Here is an 18645-nt window from a genome sequence, read left to right as displayed (position 1 = left end):
CTTATCAGCAGGTTTAGCCAATTGCTGCAGTGCAGCATTTGCGATTGCCTGCCGCCCACCCCTCTGCGATAAATGCCTTTGCAATAAGATTTGTCGAGAAACGAAGGTCGACGGCCATGGCAGCAAAGATCGTTCCTGCTCCCGATTATGAGGACCGCGTCAGGACGTCCTTTGCGCGCCAGAACGCGATGATGACCATTGGCGCCGAGCTGACGCTGGTGACGCCCGGCATTATCGAGATCGAAATGCCCTATTCTGCGGCACTGACCCAGCAGCACGGCTTTCTTCATGCCGGCGTGATTTCGACGGCTCTCGACTCGGCCTGCGGCTATGCGGCATTCTCGCTGATGCCGGAAAATTCCGGCGTGCTGACCATCGAGTTCAAGGTCAATCTGCTGGCGCCGGGCCGGGGCGAGCGTTTTCTGTTCCGCGGCTCGGTGACCAAGCCCGGCCGCACCATCATCGTCGCCGACGGCCAGGCCTATGCGTTCGCCATCGACGGCGAGGCCAAGCTGATCGCCACAATGACAGGAACGATGATGACCGTGCTCGGCCGCGACGGTATCGAGGGCTGAGGAACGGGCAGGGGAGGATGGACGATCATGGCCGGCAAAACACCTGGTGAGCTCACCCTGATCTCCGGCAGATCCGTTCTTTTCGTCATGGCGGCCGAGGCCGAATACGGTCCACACCTGCAGCGGCTGTTCACGCCGCTGCTGACCGGCGTCGGGCCGGTTGAGGCCGGTGTCGTGCTCGGCGCGGAACTGTCCCGGCGGTCGGCCGAAAACGCGCTGCCGGATCTCGTCGTGTCGCTCGGGTCGGCGGGCAGCCGGACGCTGGAGCAGACGGAAATCTACCAGGTCGTTTCAATCGCCTACCGCGACATGGATGCCTCCCCCTTGGGGTTCGAGAAGGGCGCCACGCCGTTTCTCGATCTGCCGGTGAGCGTGCCGCTGCCGTTCAGCATACCAGGCATCAGGCCGGCGACGCTGTCGACCGGGGCGGCAATAGTCACCGGCGCCGCCTACGACGCGATCGCCGCTGACATGGTCGACATGGAAACCTTCGCCTGCCTGCGCGCCTGCCAGCTGTTCGACGTGCCGCTTATCGGCCTGCGCGGCATTTCCGACGGCGCGGCCGATCTGAGACACGTTGGCGACTGGACCGAATATCTGCACGTCATCGACGAGAAGCTGGCCGGGGCGGTGCAACTGCTGGAACAGGCGATCGCCTCCGGTGTGATCGAGTTTGATCTGTCGCGTGAAGATGCGGAATCGGAGTGAGAGAGAGAGGCCTCACAACCCATTGCGCCGACTCGTTTCTTTCTCTAAACGCTCGCCATGAAAACAGCCAATCATCCCGACACCGTCCTGATTGTCGATTTCGGCAGCCAGTTCACCCAGCTGATCGCCCGCCGCATCCGCGAGGCCGGCGTCTTTTCCGAGATCGTGCCCTTCCAGTCGGCCGAGGCGGCGTTCAAGCGCATCAACCCGAAGGCGGTGATCCTGTCCGGCGGCCCGGCCTCGACCAGCGACATCGGCAGCCCGCGCGCGCCGCAGATCGTCTTCGATGCCGGCGTGCCGGTGCTCGGCATCTGCTACGGCCAGATGGCGATGTGCGTGCAGATGGGCGGCGTCGCCGAAAGCTCCGACCATCGCGAATTCGGCCGCGCCTTCGTCGAGATCGCCAAGGACAGCCCGCTGTTCGAGGGCCTTTGGGCGCCCGGCCAGCGCCACCAGGTATGGATGAGCCATGGCGACCGCGTCATCACCCTGCCGAAGGGGTTCGAGGTGCTGGGAAAATCGGAGGGCTCGCCCTTCGCCATCTTCGGCAATGTCGAGCGCAAGATGTACGGCCTCATGTTCCACCCCGAAGTGGTGCATACGCCGGACGGCGCCAGGCTGCTCCAAAACTTCGTCCACAACATCGCCGGCATCGAAGGCGACTGGACGATGCGCGCCTATCGCGAGCACGCGGTCGAGACGATCCGCAAACAGGTCGGCAAGGGCAAGGTGATCTGCGCGCTGTCGGGCGGCGTCGATTCCTCGGTCGCGGCCCTGCTGATCCACGAGGCGGTCGGCGACCAGCTCACCTGCATCCTCGTCGACCACGGGCTGATGCGCAAGGACGAGGCGGCCGGGGTGGTTGAGATGTTTCGCCAGCACTATAATCTGCCGCTGATCCTGGTCGATGCTTCGGACCGGTTCATCTCGGCATTGGAGGGCGAGGCCGACCCCGAGAGGAAGCGCAAGACCATCGGCCGGCTGTTCATCGAAGTGTTCGAGGAGGAGGCCGAGAAGCTCGGCGGCGCCGATTTCCTGGCGCAAGGCACCCTCTATCCCGACGTCATCGAAAGCGTCTCTTTCACCGGCGGACCGTCGGTGACCATCAAGTCGCACCACAATGTCGGCGGCTTGCCCGAACGCATGAACATGCAGCTGGTCGAGCCGCTGCGCGAATTGTTCAAGGACGAGGTGAGGGCGCTCGGCAAGGAGCTCGGCCTGCCCGACAGCTTCATTGGCCGGCATCCGTTCCCCGGTCCCGGTCTCGCCATCCGCTGCCCGGGCGGCATTACCCGCGAAAAGCTGGAGATCCTGCGCGAGGCCGACGCCATCTATCTCGACGAAATCCGCAAGGCCGGCCTCTACGACGCCATCTGGCAGGCCTTCGCCGTGCTGCTGCCGGTGCAGACCGTCGGCGTCATGGGCGACGGCCGCACCTACGAATTCGTCTGCGCGTTGCGTGCCGTCACCTCGGTAGATGGCATGACCGCGGATTTCTACCACTACGACATGGCATTCCTGGGAGCAGCCGCCACCCGCATCATCAACGAGGTGCGCGGCATCAACCGCGTCGTCTACGACGTGACGAGCAAACCGCCAGGCACTATTGAGTGGGAGTGAAGGGGAGTACGGTGGAGTAGTATCGGATAGCAGAGGACACTAGGGCGAATCCTAGGCCATCGATAGCAGTCGATAGATTCTAAGCGACCCGCAGATCTGCTGCTCTGCCGGGCGTCTCCCCGCTCTTCGAACGGCGCCCATACGCCGTCAGGCCCATCCCAACCTTCGCGACTTTGTGGCCTTCAAATATTCGGTCGCGCGCTGCTCGAAGAAGTTCGCGCGCGCGACCAGTTCTCGGCGTCGATCAGCAGCCTCCATACTACTTAAGCGGGTGCCTTCACGTCGATGTCATTGAGCGCATAGATGGCCGACGTTTTGGGATCGTACTTCTCGGGCCAAATCACGCGGTCGTAGATCGATTACTGCTCCTTCTTGAACAAATCCTGGAAGATGAGCTGGCCCCAAGTGCGGCCGCGTGCGTGCACCAGCGCGCCACCCTCGTTGAGCTTTCCCAGCTTGACGGGTGCGAACCCGAGTTGTTTGGCCAAGGCCGCCACGGGAGCGATCGCGTCCTCGTCGTCGCTCGACAGAAAAACGACCCGGTGCCCGCCCTCGACGATCGGATCGGCAGCCAGGGTGGCCGCAACCAGGTGATTGAAACCTTTCACGAATTTGGCGCCGGTGAACGCCTTCGCGACGAAGGCGGAGGACGGGAGACCATCCAGCTCTTCAGGGACTGGAAACGCGTTCATCGCGTCGATGACCGTCTTGCCTTTCCAGCTCGGCAGGACCTTCGCAACCTCGCGATGCTGCCCGAACGGGACCGCCAAGATGATTGTGTCGGCCTCGAGTGCATCCCGCAGCGACTTGGCGATGACCGTGGGTCCAATCGCCCGAGCCTGCGGCGCCAACGCCTCGGGCGGCCGGCGGCTCGCGACGGTCACGTCGATGTTTTTACGGGCGAAGGCGTGGGCGAGGGCCTGGCCTATCTTACCGAATCCTACAATAGCGTAGCTCATAAAACTTCTCCGATCCGTATTGGTCTTGATTCCCCGGCCTTCAACGGCGCTGGGTTATCCGTTCTGCTGTGTGGCGTCCTTTGCGTAGACGTCCCGTCGTGAACGACTTCAGCGCGGCCGGGCCGACCATTCAGCGGGGAAGTCGTTCCACCATGGACACGCTAGTTCCCGCCGATCAGCCGCTTCCCGCGATCCGGCGCGATTTCAGATGGCCGAGAAGCCTCCGTCGACAGACAACTCCAGCCCATTCACGAAGCTCGAATCGTCTGAAGCAAGAAACAGCGCGGCCGCCGCAATTTCCTCAGGACGACCCATCTTTCCCCGCGGGATCAGGGATTCGAACATCTGCTTCGCCTCCTCGGTGAGAACTTGGTCCTGCATCGGTGTGGCGATCGGCCCCGGGTGCAGCACGTTCACCCGGATATTCCTGCCCTTGAGTTCGTTGAGCCACCCGCGTGCGAATGCGTGGAGCGCCGCCTTGCTCGCCGCATACACGCTGTAGCCAGGAAAACCTTTGATCGAAGCAACTGACCCGGTCATGAAGATCGATCCGCCATCGTTGAACAGCGGCAACGCCTTCTGAACCGTAAACAGCGTGCCGCGCGTATTCAGGCCGAAGGTCGCATAAATGCTGCTCGGTAATCTCGCCCAGTGGGACGGCTTCGCCCGTGCCGGCGCTCGCGTACAGGACGTCGATCTTGCCCTTTTCGCGCTTGACTGCATCGAACAGGCGGTCGAGGTCGTCGAGATTGGACGCATCGCTGCGCACGCCGGTCACGTTCCGGCCGATCAGCTTGACGGCCTCGTCCAGCGCCTCCTGTCTCCGGCCCGTGATGAAAACATAGGCGCCTTCTTCAACGAACCGCTTGGCGCTCGCCAGCGCCATGCCGCTCGATCCACCTGTGATGACCGCAACCTTACCTTCAAGCTTTCCCATAACTTCTCCTTTCGTGGTGTCGGGACAGCATCTGCCTCCGAGAACCTCGAAATGGGTCCGCCGGCGTCCGTTGTTGAGTGCGGAAGCGCGCACATCGGTGGTGCAAAATCGATCCGGCTGGACGACTGACGCCAGCCGCGACGATCGGTGTCCGCCGTTCGGAATTGGGCCGCGCTCGTCGACATAAGCTATGATGACCGCCCTTACTGCTGTACGATGCGTTAGATACGGGCTTTGGAAGGCGCACCGCGCGGTGCCGGATTGCACCATGATCGACTGGGATGACATTCGCTACTTTCTTGCGGTGGCGCGCGGAGGCTCAGTGCGGGCTGCCGCCGAGGGCCTCGGAGTGTATCACTCGACCGCGCTGCGACGCATCGCACAGCTCGAGGAACGCCTCGGGGCGCAGATGTTCGAAAAGCTGCCTTCGGGCTACCGCCTGACGGCTGCGGGCGAGGAGGTCCTCGAGCTCGCGAACCAGATGGAAGCGTCGTCGCACCAGCTGGAGACGCGCGTCTTCGGGCGCGACCAGAGCGTGCGCGGGCTTCTGCGGGTGACGCTGGCACCGCCCCTCGCGACACACCTGCTCATGCCGGACTTCGCCGATTTCGCGCGTCTGCATCCGGACATCGAGATGGAAATCTTGTCGTCCGGCGAGCTGGCAAATCTGACCAACCGAGAGGCCGACGTGGCGATCCGCGTCGTCTACGACCGCAAAACCCTGCCGCTCAATCTTCACGGCCTGAAGGGACCGGAGCTGTTCGGCGGCGTCTACATGTCTCGCGATCGACTAGCCGCGTGGCGTGCGGGTGCGCCTGATCCCATCCGGTGGATCGTCATTAGCATTCATGGAATTCCGGATTGGGCCAGCGAGGGTGAGGTTCGTACCACGGGGGTTCCGTTCAGGACCACGGACGGCGAGGCGCAGATCGTTGCAGTACGGCAAGGGCTCGGGATGACGACACTGCCGTGCTTCGTCGGAGATGCCGACCCCCTACTGGTGAGGGTGCCGGGCACCGACCTGCACATGTACGGAACGCTCTGGCTTCTCACACAGGGGGAGACACGCAAGACGAAGCGCGTGCGGCTCTTCACGGAGTTCGTATCCCGCAGGCTCGCCGCGTACGCTCCGCTTCTCGCGGGGCTGTCCTTACCGCGTGACTGACGCGCGGCAGGTAGCCGATGGCGCTTGCCGTAATCCGGTCGGAAGTCGAGCTGCGATCGCTTGAAGCGGCGTCGTTCAATCCGCGAATGTTGCGCCGTATCGCAACCGGCGCGAGGGCCACACTACTGACGGCGACGGACTTCACCATCGCTGACGTGGCGTTCGGCATCTATCGGCATGTAGAGTTTGACGCCAACGCCACGTCCAACGGACCTCCGGCATACTGCCGGCCGAATTTATCAAGGTACCGTCAGGGTCGGTGAGGCTCGTGAAGGTATTTTTTTCGTCTTAACGGTTGAAGATAGAAGAGTATCCCTGCCACGGGCGATGCGCGGAAAACCGCGTTGTGACCGGCAGGTGTCACGGTTTTCCTACTCCGTTGTGCTAGCTTTTTTTCTGCGCCGAATAGTGTGCGACTGCGCGACGGCCATTTTCAACTCGGGTGTGATCTCCAACGGCGCATTCTCTGCCCCATGTGGGTTCTGTAGCCCCTGGACCTGGACGGTCGGAAATGGAAGTTCGATGCCCTGCTCCTTGAAGACTTGGCGGAGGCGTACATAGAATTTGCGTTTCATACCGAAGGCGCCTCCCGGTCTGGTTGTGGCCTTGACTCTCAATACGATGCCGTATTCGCCGAACTCCTGTACGCCCTGCATCTTGATCGGGTCGAGCACCCAGTGTTTGAACTCGGGATCTTCCGCCAGTTCGAGCCCGATCCGCTTGATCAGCTTGCGAGCGAAGTCGATATCGGTGTCATAGCCAACGGTGATGTTGAATTTGTCGATGACCCAGTCACGGCTCTGGTTCTGGACTGCCCCGAGTTCACCGAAAGGTACCGTGAAGAGCGGACCACGATGGTGGCGCAGCTTCACCGAGCGCAGCGAAAAGCTTTCCACAGTACCCTTGTAATTGCCCGATGAAATGTATTCGCCAACACGAAACGCATCATCGAGCAGAAAAAACACGCCTGAAATGACGTCCTTGACGATGGTTTGTGCCCCAAAGCCCACGGCGACGCCGACGACGCCGGCGCCGGCGATCAATGGGCCGATCTGGATACCCAGCGAGGCGAGCATCATAAGCACCGCCATCACGATGATCGATGCGAGCAGAATATTCTGGAGGATCGGCAAGAGCGTGTGCAGCCGCGCCTGCTGCGGATCGAGGATCGGGACGTCCTCGTCGCTGATCACAGGGTGCGGTGTTTCGATGCCCAGCTTTCGTTCGATCAAAGCTTTGATGATCGACCAGCCGAAATCGGCTGCGAGGGCAATGACCACGACATTGATCAAGCCGCGCAATATGAACGTCGTCGTCGTATCGCTGTCCCGCATGGATTGCATGTCCAGACCCCAGACACGTGCGAGAAAGTAAGCCGCCACCAGGATGTAAATCATTCGGATTCCGCGATCGATGACAGCGATCGTCACCGCCGGGATCGTAGGCCGGCCCACATCTTCCGAACCTGGCCGCAGAACGAAATTAACCCCGCGCTGCGTCATCACGATCGCCAAAGGCAGGAAGAATGCGGCGAAGGTAAACCAGAAGTATGTATAAAGGCCGGCGATGCGCTGCAGGAACAGGACGACGAAATAAGCAGTCAATAGCCATGTCGCTTCCGTGTGACCGATGTGGCGTGCACCGTCTCGCTGCGTTCTTGGCCGAAGCCAAATGGCGAGCAGCAGGAGCAACAGCAGCACGAAATCGGCGCCCAGTGACAGGACCATCATTCCGTCCTGATCGATGCCGAGACCTGGCAAGAGGATAAACGCGGCGCCGAAGAAGGCGAAGGCGCCGACGATCCGAGGTAGCCAATAGGACCAATGGTCAGCCGCTTCGTTGGTGATCGGCAAAGCACGAACCTCGACGGCGTTCTCGACGTTCATGAAGGAAGGGACGAGCATGGCCATGGCGTACATGCGCACACCCCATGTAACGACCGCCGCCATCAGAAATGTCAGTACAATCTCGCGGATAAGCATTGGCCAATCGAACAACATGAACGCGCCGGCGCTGCCCAGTGCGAAAGAGACGATCAGCATGCTGGAATAAAGCGCGCGCCCCCCAATCTTCTTGGCTCGCCCAACGGGCGTATCCTTCGGTTGCGCGATAATCCAAAGACGAAATGGACGGGTGAACTTGTACGTTGCCCAAGTGAGTGCCAGGCCGGCAGCGATGAACATCGCAATCAGCACAAATACGCCGGCAGACCCCTTGCTGGACATATCCTCCATCGTCTCTGCCCGAACGCGCGCGAACTGGCTTGGCAGCAAGGGCAAAGTTCGCACGATTCTTTCGATATGATGCCTGATCCGATCGAGCGTCGAGGATGCCATCGTATTCATCTGGCCGGGTGCGGCGACGGCGTCGGACGATGCGTCGGCCGGCGAAGCTCCTGCCTCGGCAGGCGCTCCCGTTGACCCGGCGTCCTGATTTCGCTGTTCGGCCACCCAGGCCTTCACTGACGGATCGTCGAGAAGCTCGAATAGCTGTTTGACCCTTTCAGGCGGGACCGTCGCCGGCGCCTGCGCCTGTGCCGGACCGGCCAACAAGAGGGCGATACCAAAGACGAGCGGCCTGGCAATCAGGACAAACATCGCAATCAGATGTCGGAGACGTCGTGCCGGGCGCGCCAGATTCCTGGCTTCCAATCGTCGAATCATAAGTGGCATCGTGCTGTAACCTTCAGGTCAAATCGGCAAGCAACGACATCTATGTCCGCCGTTGCTCCTACCTTGGAGAAACCGATGTGGTGGTGCAAGACGTCATCGTTCCGAGCTAGACCTTGCGCCGGGTACTTGGCGGTGTTTATTCAGCCGCCGGGGGCAGGGCATTCCGACCTCGGCCCAGGCCTCCGGCCGTTCTATGAACTGGGCATCGGTCGCTCGGTGGTCGATTGCTTCGCGCACCGCTGCGGACATTCGAAACCATGATGTTGCTTGAGATGCAACGCGCTCCAGGGTCGGCACTGCCATGCGGCAAATCAGGCCGGGAGCCGCCACATTCGCACACGACCTGTACCACGCAATTCCGTTTCCGCGAGTGGATCGCAAGCAAAATTTGGTCCAAGCAGTTGATGAGTTGCATCCGAAATACGGATTTCATCGGGCTCCGCGGACGTTTGGATACGTGCGGCGAGATTAACGGTGTCACCCCATAGGTCATAGGCAAACCGCCTTTTGCCTATAACGCCCGCCACAATTGGTCCTGAGTGAATTCCAATTCTGAGTCTTATCGGTTCTCCTGCGAAGCGTTCGAGCTTAACCGCCTTCCGCAGTTCAAGTGCATAGTGCGCAAGGGCTTCCGCATGATCGGATCGCGCGGCGGGCAGGCCAGCGACCACCATCACACAATCGCCGATTGTCTTGATCTTTTCGCAGCCGTATCGCTCCGAGAGCAGATCCGCCGCCTTGAAGAAGTAATTTAAAATAGCGAGCGTCGTCACGGCTCCGACGCTCCGCGCTCTTTCCGTAAAACCGACGATGTCGGCAAAAAGCACACTCACCTCTGCGTAGTTGTCTGCAATTTCTTCGTGCGCTTTTAGCCGCTCCGCGATAGACGCCGGAAGAATGTTGAGGAGCAGGGCTTCGGCGCGCTGGTATTCACGCGACAATCCCTCTTGGCTCGCCCTCAACGCCTCGTTCATCGATTGTAATTTCTCGTTGAGTTGACGCTCCCTCTCTTGCAGGAGCGTCATTTCATAAGCCTTCTGTTGAAGTCGCTGCCTATTGTCGCGTTCGGCAGTGGCGTCAAGAAAGAGCAGCCACACGCAGGCATTGTCAGCAAAAAGATGGAGGTCCGCGACACGCCCGCTGGGCAGTTCGACCATGGCCATATGATATGGAAGCTCCGGGCAGGGCAGCAAACCTTCCATGAATTCAAGCTGCTCGGCAACAGGCTTACCAATGCGAACTGATGAGAGTCCGTAATGTTTGACGCTGCCGCCCTTCGCAGCTATGCGAAGCTGGGCGTCGATTTTCAGATATGCGACGGAGCGCTCGTTGTAGAAGAAATCGTAAATCCAGCTTCTGACTTCTCTTGGCAATTCATGCATGGTCTATTTTGCGACCATCGAAGCAAGCTGACGAAACGCATCATCAACATGTTCACCCGAAAGCGCACTCGTTAGATAGATTTGCCATCCAAGTTGCCTCAGTTCGTTAATTTCACTATCCGATATTGCCCACCGATCGGCCAGATCGGATTTATTGAGCAGCAATACAAACGGCATAGCGCCGAATTCAGCCTCGGCCCGCTCGCGCAACGTGAGCGCCACGGCAAGAGTGGCGGCGCGCGTTCCATCGACGACAAGCACGAGCCCGCTGGCACCTCGCACATAGCTGACGCGGAATGAGCCGATATCGTCTTCGCCGGCCAAATCCCACAAAATCAGATCCACGGTCTTGTCCGGGAATGCGACACTCTTCTTGTCGATTTTCACTCCCACCGTGGTCAAGTAGGTTTCTGAAAAGATGCTTTGCACAAACCTGCGAACCAGACTCGTCTTTCCGACAGCGAACCCGCCCAACATGCAGATCTTCTTTTGCAATATCCTGGGCTCCGCCCTAGTGGAAGTTTACCGTAACCGAAACTCTGCGATTGGCCGAGCTCCCGGTTCGGCTATTTTCAGTCTCCGCTGGCTCAAAGGTGCCGGCGCCGCGAACCAAGAGCAATTCCGGATCGACGCCGCGCTTCTTGAGAAGCGCACGAACTGTTTCCGCGCGCGCGGCGCTGATCGACAATTTGGCCGTTTCACGGCCCGTCTCGTCCGAATGGCCGGTCAACATGAACTGTGCTGTTACGCCTGCCTTGCGGGCGTCCTTGGCCAATTGCTTCAACTGATTCGCCAATTTGTCGAGAACCGGCAGTTGCTCTGGTCCCGGTACAGCCTTGCCAGAATCGAAGAAAATGTCGACCGCTTGAATAGCCTCCCTCAAATGAGTGAGTTCCGGAGGGGTCAACTCACGCAGCTCGGAGATTTCTAGAGAGAGTCCGTCCGCGGACAGCTGTTGGGCGGCGAGCCGCGCCCGATCTATCCAGGCGGCAGGAGCCTCACCCTGGGCAACGATGCGATCCTTGATGATCATAAGCCGAACCGATTTCGGCGGAGCCAGCGACGCCACCAGCCGCTTCAGCACGAACTTCGGATCAAGGCTCTGATAGAATTGCCACTGCGAGTGAACGCGAGCAGGATCGACCCCTGTTCCGGACAGCAGAGCCTGCGGGTCGGCGGCCTGCGGGTCTCTCAGGCCGGAAATATAGAAATGTCCGCCCCTCGCCGTTTGTTGGGCGACGATGATTCCCGCTTGGGCCTCCAGTCGCGACACATAAGTCTGCCAGTGCTCCGCCGCGCGTGCTTCGGGGCTCACATCACGAACTCTGGAGATGTCGAATTCCGGTCCGCCTGCCGAAAGCTGTCGGGCCGCTGCGCGTGCGCGATCTATCCAGGTGTCGGGAGCCTCACCCTCGGCAACGATGCGATCCTCGACGATCGAAAGTCGTACTGAATCCGGGGGAACCAGCGACACCATCAGCCGCTTCAACACGAACTTCGGATCAAGGCTCTGATAGAATTGCCACTGCGAATGAACGCGGGCGGGATCGACCTGCGTTCCGGCCAACAGCGACTGCGGGTCGGCGGCAAGCGGGTCTCTCAGGCCGGAAATATAGAAATGTCCGCTCCTCGCCGTTTGTTGGGCGACGATGATTCCCGGTTGGGCCTCCAGTCGCGACACATAAGCCTGCCAGTGCTCCGCCGCGCGTGCTTCGGGGCTCACATCACGAACCCTGGAGATATCGAATTCCGGTCCGCCTGCCGAAAGCTGTCGGGCCGCTGCGCGTGCGCGATCTATCCAGGTGTCGGGAGCCTCACCCTCGGCAACGATGCGATGATTGACGATCGAAAGTCGTACTGAATCCGGCGGAACCAGCGACGCCGTTAGCCGTTTCAACACGAACTCCGGATCAAGACTCTGATAGAATTGCCACTGCGAATGAACGCGGGCGGGATCGACCTGCATTCCGGCCAACAGCGACTGCGGGTCGGCGGCAAGCGGGTCTCTCAGGCCGGCAATATAGAATTGGCCATCGCGCACGTTTTGTTCGGCAACGATGATGCCCTGCTGGCTCCCCAGTCGCGACACATAGGCCTGCCAGCGCTCCGCCGCGCGTGCTTCGGGACTCACATCACGAACCCTGGAGATATCGAATTCCGGTCCGCCTGCCGAAAGTTGTTGGGCCGCTGCGCGCGCCCGATCTATCCAGGTGTCGGGAGCCTCCCCCTCGGCAACGATGCGATCATCGACGATCGAAAGTCGTACTGAATCCGGCGGAGCCAGCGACGCCGTTAGCCGCTTCAACACGAACTCCGGCTCAAGACTCTGATAGAATTGCCAGCGTGAATGAACGCGGGCGGGATCGACCTGCGTTCCGGCCAACAGCGACTGCGGGTCGGCGGCAAGCGGGTCTCTCAGGCCGGCAATATAGAATTGGCCATCACGCAACTTTTGTTCGGCAACGATGATGCCCGGCTGGGTCCCCAGTCGCGACACATACGCCTGCCAGCGCTGCCCGGATTGCCAGGAAAGAAAGAACCAACCGCCTGCGGGAATCAAAACCAGCAGGACTGCAGCCAAGACCAGCCAGGGAAATCCTTGGTTTGATTCCTCCTGCTTCAGTTCAACGCAGGTCTGCAACTGCGACTCTACGCCGGCCAACTGCGAACTGTCGCCGTCAAACTGCTCTAGAGCCTGTGAGTATTCATCATGGATGCGAAGCAATACATCGCGAATTATTTCATGTAATTCCTCGGGCGGATTTCCCCGGATCACCGCAACCAAGGTCGCAAACGGTCCAACTTCCGACCAGAGACGAAGCTCCCCGAAACGGATCGTGTCCAGGCCGCTCTGTTCTTTCTCGTTAAATGAGTCTTTTACAAAATCTTGAATTGCACTAAGCATAGAAGAAATGAGTTGAGGATCTTCGCTAGTTGCATTATCAGCGGTTACATGCGCTATCAAAAGCCCGGAATTGCGATTGATGAGAAAAACATGTTCTACACGATAGACAAGAGAATGCTTAAGAACAACTTCTGAGAAGCTTGCACCAGTTCTCCAAGCTTCAAGCCTCCACTTGAGCCCATGCCAGGTAAATATATGTCTTAAAGTTTCATTCAGCGATTGAAAGGTTTGGTCGATCTTTTCGCCGATCGACTTGCGAATAGCCGGCAGAAACACCGGGTACAATATATCCGTAAGCGTACGCGGGCTCTTCTGGATGGACCGTTGCACGGCCCTCTCGACAGCTGGCGCAAGGGCCTCTCCGAGTTGCGCATGAGGCGCACGTGCGGCTGCACTGGGGAGAACACCCCCAACTGCAGCCGCAAGCTGCTCGGGTTCGTCGAGCAGATGCGTAACTCGTGAAAGCTCCGAAATTTCGCGGCCGACCAGCAACTGGCGAAGCTTTTCCATGCGAGGATCGGCGGTTGGGATTCCGTCGAGACGCGCACGATAGTCCGGATCAACGTTCCGGGCAATTTCGATCAAAAGGCGAGCCAGAGCCTCGCGATCAATCTCTGTATCGTTCGAAGCTGCTCGTTGAGGAAGGCTGATTGGGTCGACAGTCGACGTCAAGTTCCGATCAACTCACTTTCCACGTACGCTCCGAGTTGTTCTTGCTGCCTGCGGGATCCTGATTTAGACATTTTGCAACCTCGACAAACAGGCCAGCCAAAAGATTTCGGTCGGTCTTGACATTGCCAAGATCGGAAAACATTTTCTCCATCAGCATCTGAATGCTTTCATTCTTTTGCTTGATTTCCTCACGCAGCAAATGATCGTTTCGATTTATCCGGTCCGCAACTTCCCGCTCAAGCTCGCTCAACTGATCCGACAACGCGCGCACCTGCTTTTCGAGCGCCTGATTTTGCTCCCGAAGATTCCGATCAATCTCCTTGTCGGCGTCGGCTCGCGCGTCTTTTTCGTTCCGCAATTGCGCCGCAAGCGAGTCGACCTGCTTCTTTGCATTTGACTCGTACATTTCAAGATTGCGCTTGGCCTCGGATTCGACATCCTTGAAGCGCTGCAAGACCCGTTCTTCAAGCTTGGAAAAGCGGCGGTCATAGTCCTGCATCTGGTTGCCGAACAGCAGATCACGTATCTTGTCGACACCTACAGCGTCGCCGGAGGCCCCGCTCTCGCGAGCCTGGCCCGCCATGAAGGTCAGCCCGCTTCCGTCTGCATTACTTATCAGATTTGCGTCCGCTTTATTTGCCGAAGAAGCGGTACTCGAAGATTCCTTGGCCATCCCATGCCCCTTCTTTTGAACATTGTCACAGCGCTAATTTAGCAACTGATAAACATGTCAGCAAAATAGCCGACCCGCAAGCCGGAATCTTCTCGGCTTAAGTCGGTTCGTGCGTCCCCATTCGGGTAGATTTCGACATGCGGCTCGATCCTGATCAGCTTGCGCTCCCGTCTTCGCCCGCGATCATCTTTTTGCAGATGAAATGCGCGAAAGGAAATGTCCCGGCGTATCGACCTCAGCTCTAAGCTGTCGGGCATGCGCGCTTGCCATTCGGCCTGTCTTCAAGTCTTTTTTGCCTGCCTCTAATTCGCCCCGATCTTGACAGGGCAGTGCTGCCAGCCGATGCCGTCATCCGGTTTTGACATTTCGCCGACTCTTGCCGAAGAAAACGAAAGCTCGATGATCCAGGATGCTACCGCAAGGCGGTGTGGTACCGATGTTCAATGCCGAGCAAACCGTCGGCGCAACGCTTGCCGGCATCCGCCGGCAGACCTACCAGATACTAGATATAGTCTTGATGGACGATGGGTCGACGGGCTGATCGGCGTCGATTGTGACGGCCTATGCCGAGAAAGATCAACGCATCTTGTTCTACCTTCGAACCGGGCGCGGGTGAGACGGCGTGGCGCATGATCCCTTGGTTTCAATCGTGGTTCCTGCGCACAACGCGGAGGTAACGCTGGCGCGCGCACTTGATTGCCTTCTCGATCAGGAAATAGTGGATTGGGAGGCGATCATCGTCGACGACGCCTCCACGGACCGCACCCCCGCGATCATCGCCGGTTATGTAGAGCACGATGCCCGATTTCGGACGTTGGGGTCTTGCGCGCATAGCCCCGCCGGCGCGCGCAATCGCGGGATTTCGACAGCGCGCGGCCGCTGGCTAATGTTTCTGGATGCGGACGATTGGGTGGACGCCAGCTTTCTTGCGAAAATGCTGGCCGCATTGAAAACCGCTCCCGATGCAGTGGCCGCCTATTGCGGTTCCCGGCGCGTGATGCCCGATGGCGAACTCACCCCGTCGAGCATCGCAACGGAGGTCGCGATCCAGCCCTTCGAAACATTCGCCCGCCGGTGTGCCATTCGCACTCACGCGATGCTGGTCGACCGGGAGACAATTGTCGAGTTGGGCGGTTTCGATGTGTCGCTGCGCACCTGCGAGGACTGGGATCTGTGGCAGCGCCTCGCACGTCTGGGCAAAAATTGGGTGATGGTCGACGAGCCGCTCGCCTTCTATCGGACCAGCCCCAACGCGCTCTCCCGCAATTCGATGCAGATGCTGGTAGATGCGGAAATCGTGATCGCCCGCGGCTTTTCTCCTGATCCCAGGGTCAAACACCCGGCATCGGCTCACGCCAATGGAGCGATCGAGGCGAACGGCGGCACCGCTTCCGAAGCACTCGCGTGGTTCGCGTTGTGGAACGCCGCATCGGATTGCGGCTGCGGCTCGCGCTCGATCAACCCGCAGTCCCTGCGCGCGCTCCCGCCAGGACGGAAGTGGGCGCGTGAGATCGCCAAGGTGGCCATCGATGGCCTTATGGCAGGAAGCCTGTCGGTGCCAGCGCAATTGGCTGCCAGGTGGGACAGGTTCGGCGGCTCCCTCACCGAGTTGATCATCGAACTCGGCAAGGTCTGGGACAATCCCGTCGCGGCTCGCCGCGTCCAGTATCACCTTGAGCAAATGCTTCTCGACGTCGACGATCTTGCCGCGCCGCGCAGGCTCGCGCGGACACTTGGAATTCGTGTCGACGCGCGAAATCCGACCTCGATCGAAGTGCCGGAAGGAATCGATCAAATCTATGCCTATCTGATGATGGATGGCCAGATCGAGGCTCTCGTGCAGTTCGGCGTACTCGGGAAAGTGACAAGGCGTCATTGGATTGAATTGATCCTGAATTTCGTGCCCCCTGAGCGGCTTATGCACAGTGCCGCGCGGCTTGCGAGGCGATCGCCTGTACATGCACCGCAAAAGGGCGCCGGTGCCGACAAGTCAAACATGTTTGCAGCCGAGGCATTGTTGTCCATAGCGGGACGCCGGTCCGATCGGGACAGCCACTTCGGCAAACTCGCGGGATTGGCCGCGGAAGCGGAGGCGCTGGTTCGGTCGAGCGCCGAAACTAAAGAGCCTTTTGCAGCGCCGCGCCGTGCACGGGCCGCGGATGGGCACGACAATGATCGCACGTCTTTCTGGAATCGCCATTTCGCGACCGAGGATCCCTGGAACTACGGTTCGCCCTATGAGCAGGAAAAATATGAGCGGCAGCTCGAAATTCTGCCTGCCGGTCCCATCGGACGGGCGCTTGAGCTGGCCTGCGCGGAGGGCCACTTCACGCGGCAGCTGGCGCCGCGCGTGGGCCATTTGACCGCAACTGACATCTCCGCCGTAGCCGTCGGGCGGGCGCGCGCGCGATGCAGCGATCAGCCGAATGTTGAGTTCGGCGTACTGGATTTTTCTGCGGACACTCTGCCGGGCGAGATGGATCTGATCGTCTGTTCGGAAGTGCTCTACTACCTGGATGATCTCGCCGAGTTGCGGCGCATCGCCAAAAAACTCGTTGAGGCGTTGGCGCCTGGCGGCAGTTTCATCAGCGCACACGCATTCGTGCTACGTGACAATGTTGAAAGGACGGGCTTCGACTGGAACACATTCGGTGCACGAGCGATCTCAGAGACGCTGGCAGCGACCGACGGCCTCGTCCTCGAGCAATCGATCCAGACCGAGCTCTACCGCATTGACCGCTTCCGCCGCCTGTCACCAGGCGACGTGGCGACGGAACCGATGATAGATCATGTGCCAATCCGCGCACCCGTCGAAATCGGGGTCGCGCGAAATATCGTCTGGGGCGGGGCGCGGGCCTTGCGCCGCGACGTCGCACGTAGCGAGCGGCGACAGCGTATCCCTGTCCTCATGTATCACAGCGTCTCCGATGAAGGTCCGGCCGCGCTCGCCCGTTTTCGGCTCACGCCCGCCGCATTCGCCAGCCAAATGGCATGGCTGCGCGCCAATGGCTTTCACGCGATTAGGTCTGAGCAGCTGGAATGGTTCATCGCCAACCGTCAGCCTTTCGTTGGCCGCCCAGTGCTCATCACGTTCGATGACGGCTTCCAGAACTTTGCCGACCATGCCTGGCCGACCTTGCGCGCGAACGACCTGACCGCGGAAGTGTTCCTGGTGACGGACTTGGTGGGTGAAAGTGCACAGTGGGACGCCTACAGCGGCCCGCCGACGCAGCTTATGGACGCCGGGACGGTGCGACGCCTCGCGGGCGAAGGTGCGTTCTTCGGAAGCCATCTGGCGACGCATCGCGCGATCGATGGTCTGTCGAGCTCTGACTTGGCCGCCGAGCTCCTGCGCTCTCGTATGTTCATCGAACGGTGGACCGGTCGGCCAACCACGGCGTTCGCGGCACCCTTCTCTGTCACCGACCGACGGCTTGGCAGGCTGGCCAAGGAGTGCGGCTATCGAATCGGCTTCGGCGGCAGACACGGGCCGGCGGACCTCGATTGCGATCCCATCGACCTTCCGCGCATCGAGATTCGCGGAGATCGCTCGCTCGATGACTTTGTTGCCATTGTCGAGGCAGTGCTCGCATGAACGGTGAACTTGTCAGTGTCTAGATTTGTAACAAATTGGTTCCGCTTTTTATTCGGTGTCCCGCCCGTTTATCTCGTTTCGCAAGTCTATTGGGCGACTTGAGATATGGCTGACATCAGCTCCTGTGGGCTTGGCGCCCCAAACATGTATCGCCCGCCCTCTGGAACCTCCGTGAAGCTCCAGCGGACGATCCCCTGCCGGTCCAGTAGGAACTGACCGACCAGTTGTCCGTGTCCCGTTGCCATCATCTGCTCGTCGGCTTCGGTCAGTTCGTAATGGTCCCTCTTGTTGAGGATTTCGCTGGCCGCAATAGGATCCATAGGACCGGGCAACTCGCCTGGTATGTCGACCCGCATATCCATTGCCGCTGCCATCGAGACCTTGTACGGCCAATTCGTCTCGTTTTGGGTGAATTCGAGATTGGGCAGTCCAAAAGCACGATGTGAAGCGCGTTCAGGGTCGGAGGCCGCAAGCAGATTCGGCATCGGATGGTAGCGGAAATAGAGACGCGCCCGCTCGATCGGCGTGTTGACCACCGTCAGGCTCCCCACGCCCTTTTCGCGCAGCTCCGGATCAAGCCGCGCCTGGGCGGCGATATGGCGCCGGCAAAACGCACAATGCAGACCTCGAAACAGGCCGACCAGCACCGGTTTTTGGCCGCGAAAGTCGTCAAGCGCGATCTTGCCTTCCTGGGTAATGGCGTCGAGTACGATGTTTGGCGCACGGTCGCCCGGTTGAAGCGGCACCAAGTCACTACGCGCGGACATTTCCAACCTCCAACC

Annotated in this window: 13 protein-coding genes and 1 pseudogene; 6 read left to right on the top strand and 8 right to left on the bottom strand. The window is 59.8% G+C overall.

Annotation, left to right across the window (positions count from 1 at the left end; genetic code table 11):
* The first annotated feature begins 116 nt into the window (after positions 1 to 116).
* The 3 genes from NKI95_RS07325 to guaA are packed head-to-tail and all read left to right on the top strand — an operon-like array spanning position 117 to position 2903.
* The gene (locus NKI95_RS07325; protein ID WP_352465058.1) at positions 117 to 575 is read left to right on the top strand and encodes a PaaI family thioesterase; all 459 of its coding nucleotides are present in this window, start codon (positions 117 to 119) and stop codon (positions 573 to 575) included.
* A 27-nt stretch (positions 576 to 602) separates the two neighbouring features.
* On the top strand, positions 603 to 1283 hold the full coding sequence (locus NKI95_RS07320; protein WP_352715388.1) for a 5'-methylthioadenosine/S-adenosylhomocysteine nucleosidase: 681 nt from the start codon (positions 603 to 605) through the stop codon (positions 1281 to 1283).
* Positions 1284 to 1340: 57 nt separating this feature from the next.
* Positions 1341 to 2903 (top strand): glutamine-hydrolyzing GMP synthase, encoded by a 1563-nt coding sequence (gene guaA / locus NKI95_RS07315; protein ID WP_352715385.1) that lies wholly within the window; start codon positions 1341 to 1343, stop codon positions 2901 to 2903.
* A 359-nt stretch (positions 2904 to 3262) separates the two neighbouring features.
* Here the strand turns inward: guaA and NKI95_RS07310 are convergent, their stop codons facing one another.
* Together NKI95_RS07310 and NKI95_RS07305 are read right to left on the bottom strand one after the other, a co-directional pair.
* On the bottom strand, positions 3263 to 3862 hold the full coding sequence (locus NKI95_RS07310; RefSeq protein ID WP_352715382.1) for an NADPH-dependent F420 reductase: 600 nt from the start codon (positions 3860 to 3862) through the stop codon (positions 3263 to 3265).
* Positions 3863 to 4066: 204 nt separating this feature from the next.
* Positions 4067 to 4799 (bottom strand): annotated as a pseudogene (locus NKI95_RS07305) (SDR family NAD(P)-dependent oxidoreductase).
* 268 nt (positions 4800 to 5067) lie between these two features.
* Between NKI95_RS07305 and NKI95_RS07300 the strand changes: the two are divergent.
* Positions 5068 to 5964: a LysR family transcriptional regulator gene (locus NKI95_RS07300; RefSeq protein WP_352715379.1), complete on the top strand. Its 897-nt coding sequence runs from the start codon at positions 5068 to 5070 to the stop codon at positions 5962 to 5964.
* A gap of 371 nt (positions 5965 to 6335) precedes the next feature.
* On the opposite strand, the gene NKI95_RS07295 is transcribed toward NKI95_RS07300, so the two are convergent.
* From NKI95_RS07295 to NKI95_RS07275, 5 genes are all read right to left on the bottom strand, one after another.
* Positions 6336 to 8627 carry a mechanosensitive ion channel family protein gene (locus tag NKI95_RS07295; RefSeq protein WP_352715377.1) on the bottom strand — a complete coding sequence of 764 codons (2292 nt, stop codon included), beginning with the start codon at positions 8625 to 8627 and terminating at the stop codon, positions 6336 to 6338.
* 320 nt (positions 8628 to 8947) lie between these two features.
* Positions 8948 to 10018, bottom strand: a complete 1071-nt coding sequence (locus NKI95_RS07290; RefSeq protein ID WP_352715374.1) for an adenylate/guanylate cyclase domain-containing protein — start codon at positions 10016 to 10018, stop codon at positions 8948 to 8950.
* A 3-nt stretch (positions 10019 to 10021) separates the two neighbouring features.
* Entirely contained in the window at positions 10022 to 10513 is a 492-nt protein-coding gene (locus NKI95_RS07285) for a Rab family GTPase (RefSeq protein ID WP_023716509.1), read from the bottom strand.
* A gap of 16 nt (positions 10514 to 10529) precedes the next feature.
* A complete protein-coding gene (locus NKI95_RS07280) occupies positions 10530 to 13508 on the bottom strand; it encodes an OmpA family protein (RefSeq protein WP_352715372.1) in 2979 nt (992 codons plus the stop codon).
* A 94-nt stretch (positions 13509 to 13602) separates the two neighbouring features.
* Positions 13603 to 14268, bottom strand: a complete 666-nt coding sequence (locus NKI95_RS07275; RefSeq protein ID WP_352715370.1) for a DUF3450 domain-containing protein — start codon at positions 14266 to 14268, stop codon at positions 13603 to 13605.
* Between the two features lie 409 nt (positions 14269 to 14677).
* Here NKI95_RS07275 and NKI95_RS07270 point away from each other — a divergent pair, with 409 nt between their 5' ends.
* The gene (locus NKI95_RS07270; RefSeq protein ID WP_352715368.1) at positions 14678 to 14809 is read left to right on the top strand and encodes a glycosyltransferase family A protein; all 132 of its coding nucleotides are present in this window, start codon (positions 14678 to 14680) and stop codon (positions 14807 to 14809) included.
* An 81-nt stretch (positions 14810 to 14890) separates the two neighbouring features.
* A complete protein-coding gene (locus NKI95_RS07265; protein ID WP_352715366.1) occupies positions 14891 to 17863 on the top strand; it encodes a trifunctional glycosyltransferase/class I SAM-dependent methyltransferase/polysaccharide deacetylase in 2973 nt (990 codons plus the stop codon).
* An 86-nt stretch (positions 17864 to 17949) separates the two neighbouring features.
* On the opposite strand, the gene NKI95_RS07260 is transcribed toward NKI95_RS07265, so the two are convergent.
* Complete coding sequence (locus tag NKI95_RS07260) at positions 17950 to 18630, bottom strand: redoxin domain-containing protein (protein WP_352715363.1); 681 nt, start codon at positions 18628 to 18630, stop codon at positions 17950 to 17952.
* Positions 18631 to 18645 lie beyond the last annotated feature (15 nt).

Source organism: Mesorhizobium sp. M0306 (assembly GCF_040321655.1).
Lineage (GTDB): Bacteria > Pseudomonadota > Alphaproteobacteria > Rhizobiales > Rhizobiaceae > Mesorhizobium.
The sequence above is the reverse complement of the archived record's forward strand: the minus strand, read 5'-3'. Positions and strand labels throughout refer to the sequence as shown.